This window comes from Actinacidiphila glaucinigra, assembly GCF_035918135.1.
GTDB lineage: Bacteria > Actinomycetota > Actinomycetes > Streptomycetales > Streptomycetaceae > Actinacidiphila > Actinacidiphila glaucinigra.
This window is the reverse complement of the sequence record NZ_CP109144.1, coordinates 1,420,179-1,435,140: the sequence shown is the minus strand read 5'-3', so window position 1 is coordinate 1,435,140 and position 14,962 is coordinate 1,420,179. Positions and strand designations below refer to the sequence as shown.

General features: G+C 73.7%; 13 protein-coding genes and 1 pseudogene. 9 read left to right on the top strand and 5 right to left on the bottom strand.

Annotated features, from left to right (window positions below; translation table 11 throughout):
* Positions 1-43: 43 nt before the first annotated feature.
* The 5 genes from OIE69_RS06285 (at position 44) to OIE69_RS06265 (ending at position 6,454) form a co-directional block, all read left to right on the top strand.
* Positions 44-940: a glycoside hydrolase family 19 protein gene (locus OIE69_RS06285; RefSeq protein ID WP_326570942.1), complete on the top strand. Its 897-nt coding sequence runs from the start codon at positions 44-46 to the stop codon at positions 938-940.
* Positions 941-1,283: 343 nt separating this feature from the next.
* Complete coding sequence (locus OIE69_RS06280; protein WP_326570941.1) at positions 1,284-3,047, top strand: endonuclease/exonuclease/phosphatase family protein; 1,764 nt, start codon at positions 1,284-1,286, stop codon at positions 3,045-3,047.
* Positions 3,048-3,076: 29 nt separating this feature from the next.
* The gene (locus tag OIE69_RS06275) at positions 3,077-5,044 is read left to right on the top strand and encodes a phosphocholine-specific phospholipase C (RefSeq protein ID WP_326570940.1); all 1,968 of its coding nucleotides are present in this window, start codon (positions 3,077-3,079) and stop codon (positions 5,042-5,044) included.
* Positions 5,045-5,161: 117 nt separating this feature from the next.
* Complete coding sequence (locus tag OIE69_RS06270) at positions 5,162-5,941, top strand: GntR family transcriptional regulator (RefSeq protein ID WP_326570939.1); 780 nt, start codon at positions 5,162-5,164, stop codon at positions 5,939-5,941.
* Positions 5,942-6,454: a hypothetical protein gene (locus OIE69_RS06265; protein ID WP_326570938.1), complete on the top strand. Its 513-nt coding sequence runs from the start codon at positions 5,942-5,944 to the stop codon at positions 6,452-6,454.
* A 592-nt stretch (positions 6,455-7,046) separates the two neighbouring features.
* Here OIE69_RS06265 and tmpA read toward each other — a convergent pair.
* On the bottom strand, positions 7,047-8,684 hold the full coding sequence (gene tmpA, locus OIE69_RS06260) for a 2-trimethylaminoethylphosphonate dioxygenase (RefSeq protein ID WP_326570937.1): 1,638 nt from the start codon (positions 8,682-8,684) through the stop codon (positions 7,047-7,049).
* 104 nt (positions 8,685-8,788) lie between these two features.
* Positions 8,789-9,276: pseudogene (locus tag OIE69_RS06255) on the bottom strand (homoserine O-acetyltransferase); the annotation flags it as partial.
* Between the two features lie 316 nt (positions 9,277-9,592).
* Between OIE69_RS06255 and OIE69_RS06250 the strand changes: the two are divergent.
* Together OIE69_RS06250 and OIE69_RS06245 are read left to right on the top strand one after the other, a co-directional pair.
* Complete coding sequence (locus tag OIE69_RS06250) at positions 9,593-10,930, top strand: sulfite oxidase (RefSeq protein ID WP_326570936.1); 1,338 nt, start codon at positions 9,593-9,595, stop codon at positions 10,928-10,930.
* Positions 10,931-11,039: 109 nt separating this feature from the next.
* The gene (locus OIE69_RS06245; protein WP_326570935.1) at positions 11,040-11,711 is read left to right on the top strand and encodes an enoyl-CoA hydratase-related protein; all 672 of its coding nucleotides are present in this window, start codon (positions 11,040-11,042) and stop codon (positions 11,709-11,711) included.
* Positions 11,712-11,734: 23 nt separating this feature from the next.
* On the opposite strand, the gene OIE69_RS06240 is transcribed toward OIE69_RS06245, so the two are convergent.
* Positions 11,735-12,463 (bottom strand): SMI1/KNR4 family protein, encoded by a 729-nt coding sequence (locus OIE69_RS06240; RefSeq protein WP_326570934.1) that lies wholly within the window; start codon positions 12,461-12,463, stop codon positions 11,735-11,737.
* A 196-nt stretch (positions 12,464-12,659) separates the two neighbouring features.
* On the opposite strand from OIE69_RS06240, the gene OIE69_RS06235 reads away from it, so the two are divergent.
* Positions 12,660-13,262 carry a GNAT family N-acetyltransferase gene (locus OIE69_RS06235; protein ID WP_326570933.1) on the top strand — a complete coding sequence of 201 codons (603 nt, stop codon included), beginning with the start codon at positions 12,660-12,662 and terminating at the stop codon, positions 13,260-13,262.
* Between the two features lie 9 nt (positions 13,263-13,271).
* On the opposite strand, the gene OIE69_RS06230 is transcribed toward OIE69_RS06235, so the two are convergent.
* The gene (locus OIE69_RS06230; RefSeq protein ID WP_326570932.1) at positions 13,272-13,460 is read right to left on the bottom strand and encodes a DUF4236 domain-containing protein; all 189 of its coding nucleotides are present in this window, start codon (positions 13,458-13,460) and stop codon (positions 13,272-13,274) included.
* 3 nt (positions 13,461-13,463) lie between these two features.
* Here OIE69_RS06230 and OIE69_RS06225 point away from each other — a divergent pair, with 3 nt between their 5' ends.
* The gene (locus OIE69_RS06225) at positions 13,464-13,688 is read left to right on the top strand and encodes a hypothetical protein (RefSeq protein WP_326570931.1); all 225 of its coding nucleotides are present in this window, start codon (positions 13,464-13,466) and stop codon (positions 13,686-13,688) included.
* Positions 13,689-13,699: 11 nt separating this feature from the next.
* On the opposite strand, the gene OIE69_RS06220 is transcribed toward OIE69_RS06225, so the two are convergent.
* On the bottom strand, positions 13,700-14,851 hold the full coding sequence (locus OIE69_RS06220) for a serine hydrolase domain-containing protein (protein WP_326570930.1): 1,152 nt from the start codon (positions 14,849-14,851) through the stop codon (positions 13,700-13,702).
* Positions 14,852-14,962 lie beyond the last annotated feature (111 nt).

Here is a 14,962-nt window from a genome sequence, read left to right as displayed (position 1 = left end):
GCGAAGCGCGACAACTCCCCCCACACAAGGAGCAGTTACGGTGATGCGACGTATCCTCGCCGCCCTGACGACACTCACGGCCGCCGCCGGCCTGGCGGTGGCCCTCCCCGCCGGCACGGCCTCCGCCGCGACCTGCGCCACGCCCTGGAGCGCCGGCGCGGTCTACACCGGCGGCATGACCGCCTCCTACAGCGGCCACAACTGGCAGGCCAAGTGGTGGACGCAGGGCGAGACCCCCGGCACCACCGGTCAGTGGGGCGTCTGGGCGGACCAGGGCGCCTGCGGCGGCACGACCGACCCGGGCAACCCCGGCAACCCCTCCGGATTCGTGGTCAGCGAGGCCCAGTTCAACCAGATGTTCCCGGGCCGGAACTCCTTCTACAGCTACAGCGGCCTGGTCGCGGCCCTCTCCGCGTACCCAGGCTTCGCCAAGACCGGCAGCGACACCGTGAAGAAGCAGGAGGCCGCCGCCTTCCTCGCCAACATCGCCCACGAGACCGGCGGACTGGTCCACATCGTCGAGCAGAACACCGCCAACTACCCGCACTACTGCGACACGAGCCAGCCCTACGGCTGCCCCGCCGGCCAGGCCGCCTACTACGGCCGCGGCCCCATCCAGCTCAGCTGGAACTTCAACTACAAGGCCGCCGGCGACGCCCTCGGCATCGACCTCCTCCACAACCCCTGGCTCGTCGAGCAGGACGCCGCCGTCGCCTGGAAGACCGGCCTCTGGTACTGGAACACCCAGAACGGCCCCGGCACCATGACCCCGCACAACGCCATGGTGAACCAGGCCGGCTTCGGCCAGACCATCCGCTCCATCAACGGCTCCCTGGAATGCGACGGCCGCAACCCGGCCCAGGTGCAGAGCCGCGTCAGCAACTACCAGCGCTTCACCCAGATCCTGGGCGTCGCCCCGGGCGGCAACCTCACCTGCTGAACGACCTCGCCTGCGCACAGCGGAACGTGCACCGTCGAACGGTGCATGACGCCGCCTCCCTCCGAGCGGCGGCCCGGGGGGAGGCCGCCGCTCCGTGTGCGGGACTCCTCGTGGGGCATCCCGATCCCCGTGATGTCGCTGCTCAAGGCGGTGGTGGGGGCGGAGGGCGGCTTGTCCCGCCGCGCGCGCCAACCTCAGATTTCCGCCTGATTCCCGGACGGCGGCAACCCGTCGTTCACGGGTTCGTCGCCGTGGGACGGCTTGCTGGGAGCGAAGTTATCTAGACAACTTTGCCCACCCGTACGCCGCCGCGGCGGCGCCGGGGCGGAGAGGACCCAACACCGTGCCATCCCTCTCAGAGGTCGCCGCATCCGGGAGCAGCGTCGCGCTCGACTCCACGACGCCTCCGCATCGCGGTGACAAGCTCACCTTCACCTGGTCGACGGACGCTCCGGACGCCAAGAACTGGATCGGCGTCTACGACGGCGACCGGCAGCCCGGCAGCGGCAGCGGGTCGCTGGTGTGGACGTACGTCACCGGCACCTCGGGGCGGACGACCCTCGACACCTCCGGCCTGAGCGGCGGGCCGTACACCGTGTACCTGCTGGCCAAGGACGGCTACGGCGTCCTCGCCAAGACCGAGCCGTTCACCTTCGCCGGCCCGCCCACCGGCGACTCCGTCGAACTGCGGACCCCCCACCCGTTCGAGGGTGACAAGGTCTCCTTCCACTGGACGACCGACGCACCCCACGCCAAGAACTGGATCGGCGTCTACGACGGCGACCGGGTCCCCGGCAACGGCGCCTCCCTCGCCTGGGAGTACACCCCCGCCGCCTCCGGCGACATCACCATCGACACCTCCGGCCTCAGCGGCGGGCCCTACACCGCCTTCCTGCTCGCCAAGGACGGCTACGGCATCCTGGCCCGCACCGCGCCCTTCAGCTTCGTGCCGCGCCCCGTCATCCCGCGCCCGCACGCGGTCGTGGACGCCCTCACCACCGCCGAGCAGACGGCGGGCACCGCCTTCTCCCTCTCGCTCGGCGGGCTGTGGATCCGGCCCGAGGGCAACGCCGAGGGCGGCGCCACCTTCAGGCGCACAGGCGGCGACCCCTGGCTGACCGTCGCCTCCGACGGCACCGTCAGCGGCAAGGCCCCGTCCCTCGCGCCGCGCACGCCCGGACGGCTGGTCGTCGCCGTCACCGACAGCGCCGTGGGCACCGACACCGTCACCGTGCAGGTTCCGGTCCGCGCGAGCAGGGACCGGCTGACCCTCAAGGTCGCCACGCTGAACCTGTGGGACGCGGGCAGCCACATCGACGGCGCGCTGGAGAAGCAGCTGCGGCTGGTGCTGACCCAGGGCCTCGACGCCGTCGCGCTCCAGGAGTGCGGTGACGACGCCGCCCGGCGGCTCGCCGCCGCGCTCGGCTGGCACGTGCACCAGGGCGGCGGCCTCGGCATCGTGAGCCGCTACCCGCTCACCGGCACCGTCGCCCCCACCGCCTCACTGCCCGCCGCCGCCGCGACCCTGCGGCTGCCGGGCGAGCGCACCGTGCGGCTGTGGACGGCGCAGCTGGACGAGGCCGGCTACGGTCCGTACGCCGTGCTTGCCGGCCGTACCGCCGCGCAGGTCGAGGCGGCGGAGAAGGGCAGCGCGCGCTACCGGCAGACGCAGGCCCTGGTCGCCGCGATGCGCCGCGACATCGCCTCGCGCGGTCCCGTCGTGCTCGCCGCCGGCCTCGCCTCGCCGTCGCACCGCGACTGGACGAACCGCACGTCGTCCGCGCACGGGGGGACCGGCCGGCTCCGCTGGCCCGTCACCGAGGCGCTGGAGGACGCCGGCCTCACCGACGCCTTCCGCGCCGAGCACTCCAGCCCCGTGAAGGACCCCGGGACCACCTGGTCGCCCGTCAGGCCGCAGCACGAGGGCGGCGGCGCGGAACCGCAGGACCGCATCGACCAGGTCCAGTACGCGGGCCCGCTCAAGGTCGTCGAGGCGCACACCCTGGTCACCGGCCGGCCCCGGCCCCTCCCGGACACCGCCGGCAACGGCTGGCCCTCCGACCACGCCGCCGCCGTCGTCACCTTCTCCCTGTCCGCCCGCGGCTGACCCCGAACGACCTAAGGACACATTCACTCATGACCGAGTTCAGCCGCCGCGCCTTCATCGGCACCGCCGCGGGAGCCGCCGCAGCCGTCGGGCTCTCCGGAACGGCCGAGGCCGCCGGGCACGGCCCGCGGCACGGCAGCATCGAGGACGTCAAGCACGTGGTGATCCTGATGCAGGAGAACCGCAGTTTCGACCACTACTTCGGCACCCTCAGCGGCGTACGGGGGTTCGGCGACCGACAGGCCGCCGTCCTGTCCAACGGCGACCCCGTGTTCCGCCAGCCCGCCCGCGGACGCGAGGAGGGCCACCTCCTGCCGTTCCGCATGGACACCACCAAGTACAACGCCCAGAACGCCGGCGGCCTGCCCCACGACTGGGACAGCGGCCACTCCGCCGTCAACAACGGCGCCATGGACAAGTGGGTGTCCGCCAAGGGCGAGCGCACCATGGGCTACTTCACCCGCGAGGACATCCCCTACCAGTACGCGCTCGCCGACGCCTTCACCCTCTGCGACGGCTACTTCTGCTCGCTGAACGGGCCCACCGACCCCAACCGCCTCTACCTGTGGACCGGCACCGCCGGCCCCGGCGTCGACGGCACCACCGGCCCGTGGACCGACAACACCCCGGTCACCGACAACCCGGTGGCGGACTGGACGACGTACGCGGAACGCCTGCAGGACGCGGGCGTCACCTGGCGCGTCTACCACAACCCGGACGGCTCGGACGACCGCAACGGCGACTACGACGACAACGCCCTGTCGTACTTCAAGCAGTTCCACGAGTTCCCCGAGGACGACCCGCGCTACGTCAACGCCATGACGAAGTTCGACCTCACGGCGTTCGACAAGCACTGCAAGGACGGCACGCTGCCCACGGTCTCCTGGCTGGTGGCGCCGTACCTGTTCTGCGAGCACCCCGCGGCCAGCCCCGACTACGGCGCCCACTGGGTCGACACCGCGCTGCAGTCGCTGTTCTCCAACCCCGACGTGTGGAAGCACACCGTCTTCCTGCTCATGTACGACGAGAACGACGGCTACTTCGACCACGTCATCCCGCCGTTCCCCGAGCCGGGCACCAAGGACGAGTTCGCGAACGGCAAGGCCATCGGCCTGGGCAGCCGGGTGCCGCTGTGGGTCGTGTCGCCGTGGTCACGCGGCGGATGGGCCAACTCGCAGGTCTTCGACCACACTTCGGTGCTGCGCTTCCTGGAGCGCGTCACCGGGGTGAAGGAACCCAACATCTCCGACTGGCGGCGCACCGTCTGCGGCGACCTCACCAGCTGCTTCGACTTCACCAGGCCCGACTACAGCATCCCCGCGCTGCCGGACACCGTCGCGCTGATGGCCAAGGCCGACGCCAACAACGCGCTGCCCGCGGTGAAGGTGCCGGACCGGTCGGCCATGCCCGAGCAGGAGGAGGGGCGGCGGCCGCACCGCCCGCTGCCGTACCGGCCGTGGGCCGACGCGACCGTCGACCGCGACACGGGCAAGGTCACCTGCCGGCTGACCAACGACGGCACCGTCGGCTACCACTTCACCGTGCTGCCCAACACGGCGCTGCCCTTCACCGGCACGCCGTTCACGGTGCCGCCGCGCTCGTCGCGCACCTATGTGTGGGACGCGGCGGCCACCGACGGCCGCTACGACTTCTCCGTGCACGGCGCCGACGGGTTCGTCCGCCGCTTCTCCGGGACGATCGTCCCCGGGGGGCAGGACGACGTCGCCGTGCCCGGCGTCACCGCGACCCTGCGGCACGACGGGCGGCCGGAGAACGCGAACGTCGAGTTCTACCTGCGCAACGACGGCGGCACCGAGGTGGCCTTCACGCTCACCCCGAACGACTTCGCGGGCAAGGAGCAGACCGTGTGGGTCCGGCCGGGCGACCGCACCCGGGTGACCTGGCGCACCGACGGCGGCCGCTACGACGTGACCGTCACCGCGGGCACCGGCACCCGCTTCGTCCAGCGGTACGCGGGAACCGTCCACGCGGTGTGACGCACGGCGGAGGGGACGGGGAACGGGCCGCCGCCCGTCCCCCGTCCCCTCCGGGTAGGGTCGGGGGAACCGGCCGCGGGCGCGGCCCGCACGGCACGAGCAGCTCAGGAGACCACGGTGCGGCAGGAGCAGGGCACCCCGGACAGCGAGCTGCGCTACCGCAAGGTCGCGGCAGAACTGCGCGAGGCCATCATCGCGGGCGAGTACGCCGCCGGCGCGAAACTGCCCCCCGAGGGCACTCTCGCCGAGCGCTACGGCGTCTCGCGCGGCACGGTCCGGCACGCGCTGGCCGTGCTCCGCGCGGACGGCCTGGTCACCTCGCGCCGCGGCACCCGGCGCACGGTGCTCGGCGGCCCCCGCGCGCAGAGCTTCTCGGAGCTGCTGAGCTTCACCAACTGGGCCCGCTCCATCGGGGAGACCCCGGGCGGCCGGGTGGACAGCGTGGTGCGGCGGCCCGCCGAGCCCTTCGAGGCCGGCCAGCTGGGCCTGGAGGACGGCGCCGAGGTTCACCTGGTGCTGCGGGTGCGGACGCTGTCCGGGGAGCCGGTGATGGTCGAACGCTCCCTCTACCCGGCCCGGATCGGTGGGCTGGTGGCGGAACTGCCGCCCGACACCGTCTCGCACACCGAGGCTCTCGTCGCCCACGGCGTGCTGTTCACCGACGCCGACCACACCATCGACCTCGCCTGGGCCGACGCCGACGACGTCCGCCTCCTGGACTGCCCGCCCGGGCAGGTCCTGCTGCGCGAGCGGCGCCGCACCACCGATCCGGAGGGCGCGCCGGTGGAGTGGTCCGAGGACCGCTACCTCCCCGGCACCATCGCCTTCACGGTCCACAACTCCGTCGCGGCCTCCACCCTCGGCCGCCGCCACAGCCCGCGTCCCGGGAAGGACTGAGTGTCCCGGGGCCTGGACCAGGTCACTGCGGCCCTGGCCCAACGCCTCGGCGCCACCCCCGGCGACCTCTCCGACGAGCACGAGCGCTGGGCCCTGTACCGGCGGGCCCTGGAGGACCCGGCCTGTCTGCCCGGCCTGTACGACGCCGTGGCCGTCGAACCCGATCAGAGCGTCGCCCTCGGCATCGTCCTGCACGTCCTCGGCGGCCTCCCGCCCTCCGAGCGCCCGGCCTGGGTCGACCGTCTCGGAACCGAACGCGGCCGCGCCTTCGCGGCACGGCGCGCCCGCGAGATCGGCATCCTGCAGAGCGCGTCGGTGACCGCCCTGTTCGCGGACGAAGCGGTCCAGGACCCCTGGTCGGACTGGCTCCAACTGTGCCTCGCCGAGTCCTCGCAGGAGCCCGCGGTGCTGAACCGCCTCGCGGCCGCGGGCCGCACGAAGCGCATCCGCCGCCTGGCGACCGAGCGGGAACGTTCGATCCGCCGCCACAGCCCGCGTACGGAGGGGGCCTGAGCGCGCAGACGCAGTGGACGGGTGCGGGTTCGTCTCGCGCGCGCCCTTCGGGCGCAATGCGGCGGGCTGCGGACGGGGAGGGTGCCGGTCTGGGGCCGGTCTCCGCTGCCCGGGTGGTGGGTGGCGGGGGTCAAGGCTCCGGAGCGGGTGGGCTTGAGGGTGGGCGCGGGTCTCGTTGCCGTCCGCGGGTGCAGATGGCCGCTTCCACGCCTTCGGTGGGTGGTGGGCGCGCCCGCCGTAACCCGCGTCCGCCGGTGCTTCGGGGTGCTGTTGAGCCGTTGCAGGAGATCGGGCTCGCTTTCGCCGACATGTTCGGTGAAGCAGAGCCCGATGTCGGGGAAGCACCCGCAGACGCCGGTTACGGCGGGCGCGCCGCCCACGAACGGTGGGCGTCGCAACCCGCCATCTGCGCCCGCGGGCGGCGACGAGACCCCAGCCACCGGAAAGGCGAACCGCTCCGGCGCCTGGAGCCTGGCCACGAACCCACCCGCACCGTGCCCACCAGCCCCGGACCGGCACCCTCCCCGTCCGCAGCCCGCGTCTTTGCGCCCGAAGGGCGCGAGACGGCGCGACAGCCGGACCACCAACCGTTCTAGCCGCGCATCAGCGCGGTGAGCAGCGGGAGGAAGTGCTCGAACGGCGGTGTGGGGGCGTCGGGGTCCTTCGCCTCCTCGTCCCAGCGGCGGACGGCGACCGCGTCGGCCGCGCCCGGCAGGCCGGCGAACTCCGCCGCCTGGCGGGGCGTCATCACACCGCCCTGGACCTCCAGGGTGTACTTCGAGGCCTCCGACAGCCGGTCGTGGTACCCCGGCTCGACCGCGCAGAGGTAGCGCTTGGCGGCCACGTGCAGCCGCACCGGCTCGGTGACCTCGGGGCCGAACCAGCGGCCCAGCAGGTCGGCGCCGGTGTGGCTGTGCCGGTTGTCGTCGCCGGTCATCAGGTCGCGGCCGGTGACGACGTCGCCCCGCACGTGCCCGACGTCGTGCAGCAGCGCGGCCGCCACCAGGTGCGGCGGGGCGCCGGCCGCCTGGGCCAGGGCGCCGGCCTGCAGCATGTGCTGGGCCATGGTGACGGGTTCGCCCAGGTACTCCGCGGACACCGCGCCCGCGAACAGCTCGGCGAGCGGCTCCAGGGTGTCCGCGCGGCGCAGCACGGCCAGGGTGCTCGCCAGCCCGTCCAGGTCGGCGTAGCAGCCCTGCAGGTGGCGCGCACCGTCCTGGGCGAAGGCGGTGCGGGCGTGCAGCAGCCGGGTGTTGTCGAAGACCAGGCAGTCGCCGGGCGTGAGCCGCAGGTCCAGCTGCAGTTCGGGGCGGAGCAGCAGCTCGGCGAAGGTGCGGTAGGCCGCGTAGAACGCCTCCAGCTCGTCCGCGGCGAGCCGCAGGGTGCCGATCGAGCGGTTGTTGAACCGCACCTCCCTTACGCGGCCCAGCGGGTCGGTGCCGATCAGCGGTCGGTCGGCGCGCAGTTCGGTCCCCGCGTCACGGAAGACGAACGGCACGGGCGTGCGGGTGAGCACGTCGAACGCCTCCGGGTCCTCGCGGCGCAGCAGTGCGGCCGCAGCGAAGCCGTCGACGAGGCCGGAGTCGCCGCCGGCCGCGTCGTTGACCAGGCAGTGCAGCAACTGGAGCGTCGGAACGGGGTCCCGGTACGGGTTGTCGGTGTGCGGCGTGATGGCGGCCGAGGTGAAGGCCAGGTTGTTCGGGTCCGGCTCGACGCGCACGTCGAAGAGCTTCCCGTAGTTGGTCTCGCGGACGTACCCGAAGGTCTCCGCCACCTCGAGCACCTGGCCCTCGCGCCCGGGTACGCCGTGCAGCAGCATGAAGCCGAGCCGCAGCACGGACTCCAGCATCCGGGCCCGCACACCGGGCTCGCCGAGGTACTCCTCCCAGCCCGCCTCGGGCAGCCGCCCGGAGACCTCGCGCGCGGTCCACAGTTCCTTCCCGGCCTCGGTGCGCAGGTCACCGTGCCCGATCCGGCCGGGCCGGACGGTCTCCAGCCACGCCAGCGGGTACGACGAGCGGTGCCCGTCGGGCTCCCAGACGACCTCCACGGCGGGCGCCGCGTCCCCGGCCGCGTCGGCCGCCGAGCCCACCCGCAGCCCGGCGGGCAGGGCACCGATCTGGAACAGCTTCTGCCCGGACCGCGGGTCGCGGCACTCGGCGCAGGGGCAGTTGTCACGAAGCCACATCGCCGGCAGATCACCGACGGGGAAGCTGGGCAGGGCGGACATGGTCACTCCTCGGGGCAAAGTTGTATAGCCAACTTTGCCGACCGTCACAGGCGGAGACGACCGGGAGGTGACCCCGGCATGTCGCGGCGGCGAACACCCGCCCCCTAAGGCCCGGCCCGGCCCCGCAGTTCCCTGACCAGCCCACCGACCTGCTCGGTCTCGATGAGGAAGCCGTCGTGGCCGCACGGGGAGTCCACGACCCGCACGCGCCCCGCGCCGGGGGTCCCGGCCGCCGGTTCCTCCTGCTGTGCGAGCGGGTGGAGGCGGTCCGAGGAGACCCCGGCGACCAGGGTCCTCGCGGTCGCCCGGCGCAGGGCGGCCTTCACCCCGCCGCGTCCCGGCCCACGTCGTGCCCGTTCATGGCCTGGGTCGGGGCGACGTAGCTCCCCGCGTCGAAGCGCCGGACCAGCTTGGCCGCGTGATGGTCCAGGTAGGACTCCACCTGGTAGCGGCCGCCGCGCCACGGGTCCTCCGCGTCCTGCGGCGCGCGCCCGAAACGGACGCCGAGCTCGGCCTCGCTGCGGTACGTCACGTGGGCCGGCCGCCGGGCCGGCCCGAGTCCCGCGTGCGGACTGTGCCCCGGCGCGGCGTCGGGCGGCTCTGCCGGATGGTGCGCGCGCGCCCCGCCGCGCGCGGTGCTCGCGCGCGTGACCCGGACCGGTCGGCACCGGACTTGACGGACGGGGCTGACGCCGCGTCGGGCCGGCCCTACGATGAGCCCGTGAACTCCACCAGCCCGGCCGTCACGGCCGTACGCACCGGCACGCCGCGCGTTCCCGCGCCGCGCCGCTGTTGTCGCTGAGCGTTCAGGGCCGCCACCCCGCCCGGTTCACGCTTCTCCGCCGCGCCGCCGCGCGCGGTTCTCCGCACCTCCTCGGTCGTTCCCCGACACTGGAAGCAGGACCGTCATGACCCGTGCCCCGCGTTCCACCGTTCCCGTCGACGAGGCCTCCTACGACCGTCTGCGGCTGAGCCAATGGCTCGCAGGACGGGCCCGCGGCGACGGGATGTCCCGCCGTGGGGTGCTCACCCTGCTCGCCGCGGGCACCGCCGCTCTCGCCCTGCCCGCTCCGGTGAGGGCCGCCGCCGCGACCTCCCCGGGAATCGTCAAACCGCTGCCGGACGAGTGGTTCACCCTCCGCGGCACCAATGCCGAGACGAAATGGGAGGCGCTGCGGGGCACCGGCTACCTGACCCCGGCCGACCGCTTCTTCGTGCGCAACCACACGTCGACCCCCGTCGTCGACACCACGACCTGGCGGCTGAGGGTCTGGGGGAGTGGGCTGCGGGGCGGCACGGGCCTGGACGACGCCGTGGAGTTCGGCCTGGACGACCTGCGGGCGCTGCCGCCGGTGGAACACACCGCCTTCGTCGAGTGCGCGGGCAACGGCCGGAGCTTCTACACCTCGCAGCAGGGGCAGTCGGTCTCCGGCACCGCGTGGACGCTGGGCGCCGTCGGCGTGGCCCGGTGGCGCGGCGCGCGCCTGTCGGACGTGCTGCGGCGAGCGGGTATCACCCGGCACGCGGTGGACGTCATGCCGCGCGGTCTCGACGACGAGTACGTCACGGGCGGTGTCGGCCTGGGCCGCGTCCGCAGGCCGCTGCCCGTCGCGAAGGCGCTGGACGACGTGATCCTCGCGTACGAGATGAACGGCGAACCGCTGCCGTACGACCACGGCCGTCCGGTGCGGGTGCTCGTGCCCTCGTGGGCGGGGATCTCCTCGGTGAAGTGGGTCGGCGACATCGAGGTCTCGGCGGAGCCGCTGTACTCGCCCTGGAACACCGACTTCTACCGGCTGTTCGGCCCCGGGTTCCCCGAGGCCGGCAGTGCGCCGCTCACCCGGCAGACCCTCAAGAGCGCCTTCGAACTCGAGGCGGGTGCCGCATTCCCCGCGGGCGTCCGCAGCGTCCTGCACGGCCGCTCGTGGTCGGGGGCCGGGGGAGTGCGGCGCGTGGAGGTCAGCACCGACGGCGGTGCCACCTGGCGGCGGGCCGGACTGCGCGACGTCCCGCGCCGGGACGGCTGGGTGCGCTGGAGCGTCCCGTGGCGGCCGCGCACGCCGGGCCCGGCCGTGCTGCTGGCGCGCGCCACCGACACCGCGGGGCGGACCCAGCCGGACGAGGCGGTGTTCAACACGCAGGGCTACTTCTTCGACGCCGTGGTGCGGCATCCGGTGGTCGTCGCAGGACGTGATGTCGCGGGTGGGGACAGGCCGGGCCGCTCCATGTACGATGCGGACCATTGAGGTTACCGGCTGGTAGGTATGCCGTCCGCGGAGCCGGGGCGAAGGCGACGGCCCGGCCGCGTTCCCGGCAGCCGCCCGGCCGCCCGGCCCTTCGCCCCAAGGAGCAGCCATGCCCACGCTCGACCGCCAGGACGACGTCTTCATCCTCGACCTCGGGGACGGCGAGAACCGCTTCCACCCCGACTGGCTCGCGTCTGTCGACGCCCTTCTGGACGAGGTGGAGAAGGCGGAGGGGCCGCGGGCCCTGGTCACCGCGGCCACCGGCAAGTTCTGGTCCAACGGGCTCGACCTGGAGTGGCTGTTCGCCCACGCGGACCGGGCCGGAGCGTACGTCACCGGCGTGCAGGCCCTGCTCGCCCGCTTCCTGACCCTGCCGGTGTCCACCGTCGCCGCCCTGCAGGGCCACACCTTCGCCGCGGGCGCGATGCTCTCCCTGGCCCACGACTTCCGCGTGATGCGCGCCGACCGGGGCTACTGGTGCCTGCCCGAGGCGGACATCAACATCCCCTTCACCCCGGGCATGTCGGCCCTCATCCAGGCCCGCCTGCACCCGCAGACGGCCCACGAGGCCATGACCACCGCGCGCCGCTACGGCGGCCTCGACGCGCTGGCCGAGCGCATCGTGGACCGTACGGCGGGCGAGGACGAGGTCCGCGAGGCGGCCGTCGCCCTCGCCCGTCCCCTGGCCGGGAAGGCGGGTCCCACCCTCGGCACGATCAAGACCCGCCTGTACGGACCCGCGCTGGAGGCCCTCCGCCAGGAGGACGTGCCCCTCGGCTGACCCGTACGCGGGGGGCGCCGGGGTCAGCGGGGGTCGTTGAGCCAGTCGCCGGGGAGGTCGTCGCGCACCCGGTCGAGCGCCTCCTCGGTGCGGGCCCGCGCCCACAGCCAGGTGCGGTCCTCCTCGCGGAGTATCACGTCGGTCCCGGCGTACCAGCGCGCACCCGGGTCCTCGCCGGGCGGGTACGCGGGGAACGGCAGCGGGGTGAACCGGCCGCCCAGGGACTCGGACTGGGCCTCGTCGAGGTCGTCGCGGAAGTCGCCGAGCTCGAACGGCGCGTGCAGCGACTCCGACAGGACGATCTCGACGCACGCCCACGAGAAGCGGTCCAGCCACGCCGACCACCTCTCGGCCTCCTTGTCCGCGAGGTCCGGCTTCATGACGACCGGCGGATCGGGCTTGTGCAGGTCGGTGAGGAGGATGCCCCACGACGCGGCGCCCTGGTTCTCGTACCGGAAGACCAGGGCCTCCTCGCGGGAATCCACATGCAGCTCCGCCGGTGCGAGCAGCCTGTCGTGATTGCTCGTCAGGTCCGGTCGCCGGCCGAAGAGCCGGTAGGCGTCGCGCAGCACGGCGGGGAGGGCGAAGCCCAGGCGCTCCTCGGCGGCGGCCAGTTCGGGCACACCGCACCCGTCGCCGTCCTGCAGGGGGGTGAGCCAGTGTCCGGCGAAGCCGCGCACGAACCGCAGCGCCCCGGCCGGGTCCGTCATCCCCGCGGCCAGCTCCCGCCGCACGTCGAAGTCGTCTGTCATGCCGCGCACGCTATCGCGCCGCCGCGCGGCGCCCACCGCCTCGGCCGCCGCCGGCCCGCGGAGGCGGGCAGGACGCCCCGTACGCGACGACGCCCCGTATTCATCCCGTCACCCTGGAGTGATGGGGGGCATGGGGCGTGTGGGCGGGAATCCGCGAGTTGGTGCGGTGGCGTGCCCGCCGGATTAGCGTGCGGATATGGCAGTACGCTTCCCCGCTTCGGTCACCATCGACGGCCGGTACGCGCGGCTGGTCCCGCTCTCGCCGCTGCACGTGCCGGCGCTGTTCGCCGCGGCGCGCGCCGACGAAGGGATGTGGCGCTGGCTGTCGACGACACCACCCGGTTCACCGGGCGAGATGGCGGCGCTGGTGGAGCAGCGGCTGGCGCAGGCCGCGGCGGGCGAGTCCGTGGTGTTCGCGGTCGTCCCGCACGCCACGGAGCGCCCGTCGGGCTGGGCCGCGTACATCGACATCTCGGTCGTCGACGAGCGCGTGGACATCGGCTGGAGCTGGCTGGACCCGGCCCTGTGGGGCAGTCCGGTGCACCTGGAGATGCACTTCATGCTGGTGTACTACGCCTTCGAGGACCTGGGCTTCGGCCGCGTCCAGTGGCGCCTGGACGACCTCGACGTGGCGACCCAGGACGCGGTGTCCCGCATCGGCGGCCTCCGCGAGGGCGTGCTGCGCCGGCACTGCCGCCGGATCGACGGATCGTGGCGCGACACCGTGTACTACTCGCTGGTCGCCACGGAGTGGCCGGCCGTGCGGGAGCGCTGGATGGCGGGCTGGATCCTCGAATGACGACGGGCGTCAGTGCCCCTTGCGGGTGCGCCGCCAGGAGAACGGCCCCGGGAGGTCGACGGATTCGGTGCGTTCACCGCGGGTGTTGACCGTGTGGTGGACGCCCTTGCTGCCCGTGGTGATGGAGAGCGAGCGCTTGTTGATGTTCAGGCGGACGCCGGGCAGGATCCGGAACGACTTGCGGAAGCGAAGAGGCATGTGGTGCTCCTTTCCGAGGGTTCGGTCTGGAGTACGTGTGCCCTGCTGACGGCCTTTCAACGGGGGCCGCCCGCACGCGGATCGCGGACGCCCGTCTCAGGCCGGGGGGCCGCCCACGCGGCCGGCGTCTTCGGCGCCGCCGTCCCGCTGCGCCGCGCCGAGGGCAGCGTCGGCGTACCGCTCTCGGTCACCCCGGTCTTCCTCTCGGCGGAACCCCGGGAGGCGTGACCGCGCCGGGCTCAGATCCCGGCCGCGTAGGCCCAGAAGGCGCGCATCGTCGCCGGCGCGGCAGGGCCGGTCAGTTCGACCTGTGTGAGCAGCACCGCCACGGTGCCCGTGGCAGGGGTGATGTGCGCCGCCGTGCCGGTGCCGCCGATCCAGCCGTAGCGTCCCGGCACGTTCCACGGGGCGATCGCCACCACGTCCACCGAACCGCCGAAGCCCCAGCCCTGCCCCTCCAGGAAGATCTCGTTCGCGGCGCGCTCGGCGGGCGGCAGGTGGTCGGCGGTCATCAGCCGCACGGACTCCGCCGACAGCAGTCGGCGGTCGCCCGCGGTGCCTTCCGCGAGGAGCATCCGGCCGAAGGCGTACCAGTCGTCGACGGTCGACACCAGGCCGGCCGCGCCGGACGGGAACGCCGGTGGTCGGCTCCACTGCCCGTCGGGCGCGTCCACCAACTCCAGCCCTCCCCGCGGATCCGGACGGTAGAAGGCGGTGAAGCGGCCGAGGTCGGCACGCGGCACGGCGAAACCGGTGTCGGTCATGCCCAGCGGCTCGAAGATCCGCTCGGCCAGGAACTCGGGCAGCGGCCGGCCCGACGCCCGCGCGACCAGCACGCCCTGGATGTCCGAGCACGTGTTGTACAGCCAGGCCCCGCCCGGCTGGTGCAGCAGGGGGATCCCGGCCAGCGTCGCCATCCAGGCGTCCGGCGCCATGACCTGCTGCGGCCGCGGCGGCCCCTGCTTCAGCTCGCCGAACAGCGGGGCGAGCGCGGGCAGGGAGAAGTCCGCGGGGAAGCCGTAACCGGCACGCGAGGTCAGCAGGTCGAGGACGGTGATCGGGGCCGTGGCCGGCACCACGTCGTCGAGCGGGCTCGCCGGGGTGCGGACGACCACGGGCCCGGCCAGTTCGGGCAGCCACGTCGAGACGGGGTCCGACAGCGCGATCCGCCCGTCGTCCACGAGCATCATGACCGCCGCGGCGACCACCGGTTTGGTGATCGAGGCGATGCGGAAGACCGAGTCCCTGGCCATGGGGGCCGGGTCCCCGACGCCCAGGGTGCCCACGGCCGCCACCTCGACCCGGCCGCCGCGTGCCACCAGGCCCACCGCTCCGGGCACCGATCCGTCGTCCACGAACGCCTGCAGGACGTCGCGCAGCTGCGGCTCCATCGCTCCACCTTCCCTCGTGTGCCGTCATGGAGAGGACTCCCGCCGCGGCGCGGACTCATCGGTGCGCGGGCGCCGGGCGCCCCGTTCGGCGGTGCGTGGCAAGGGGCGGCC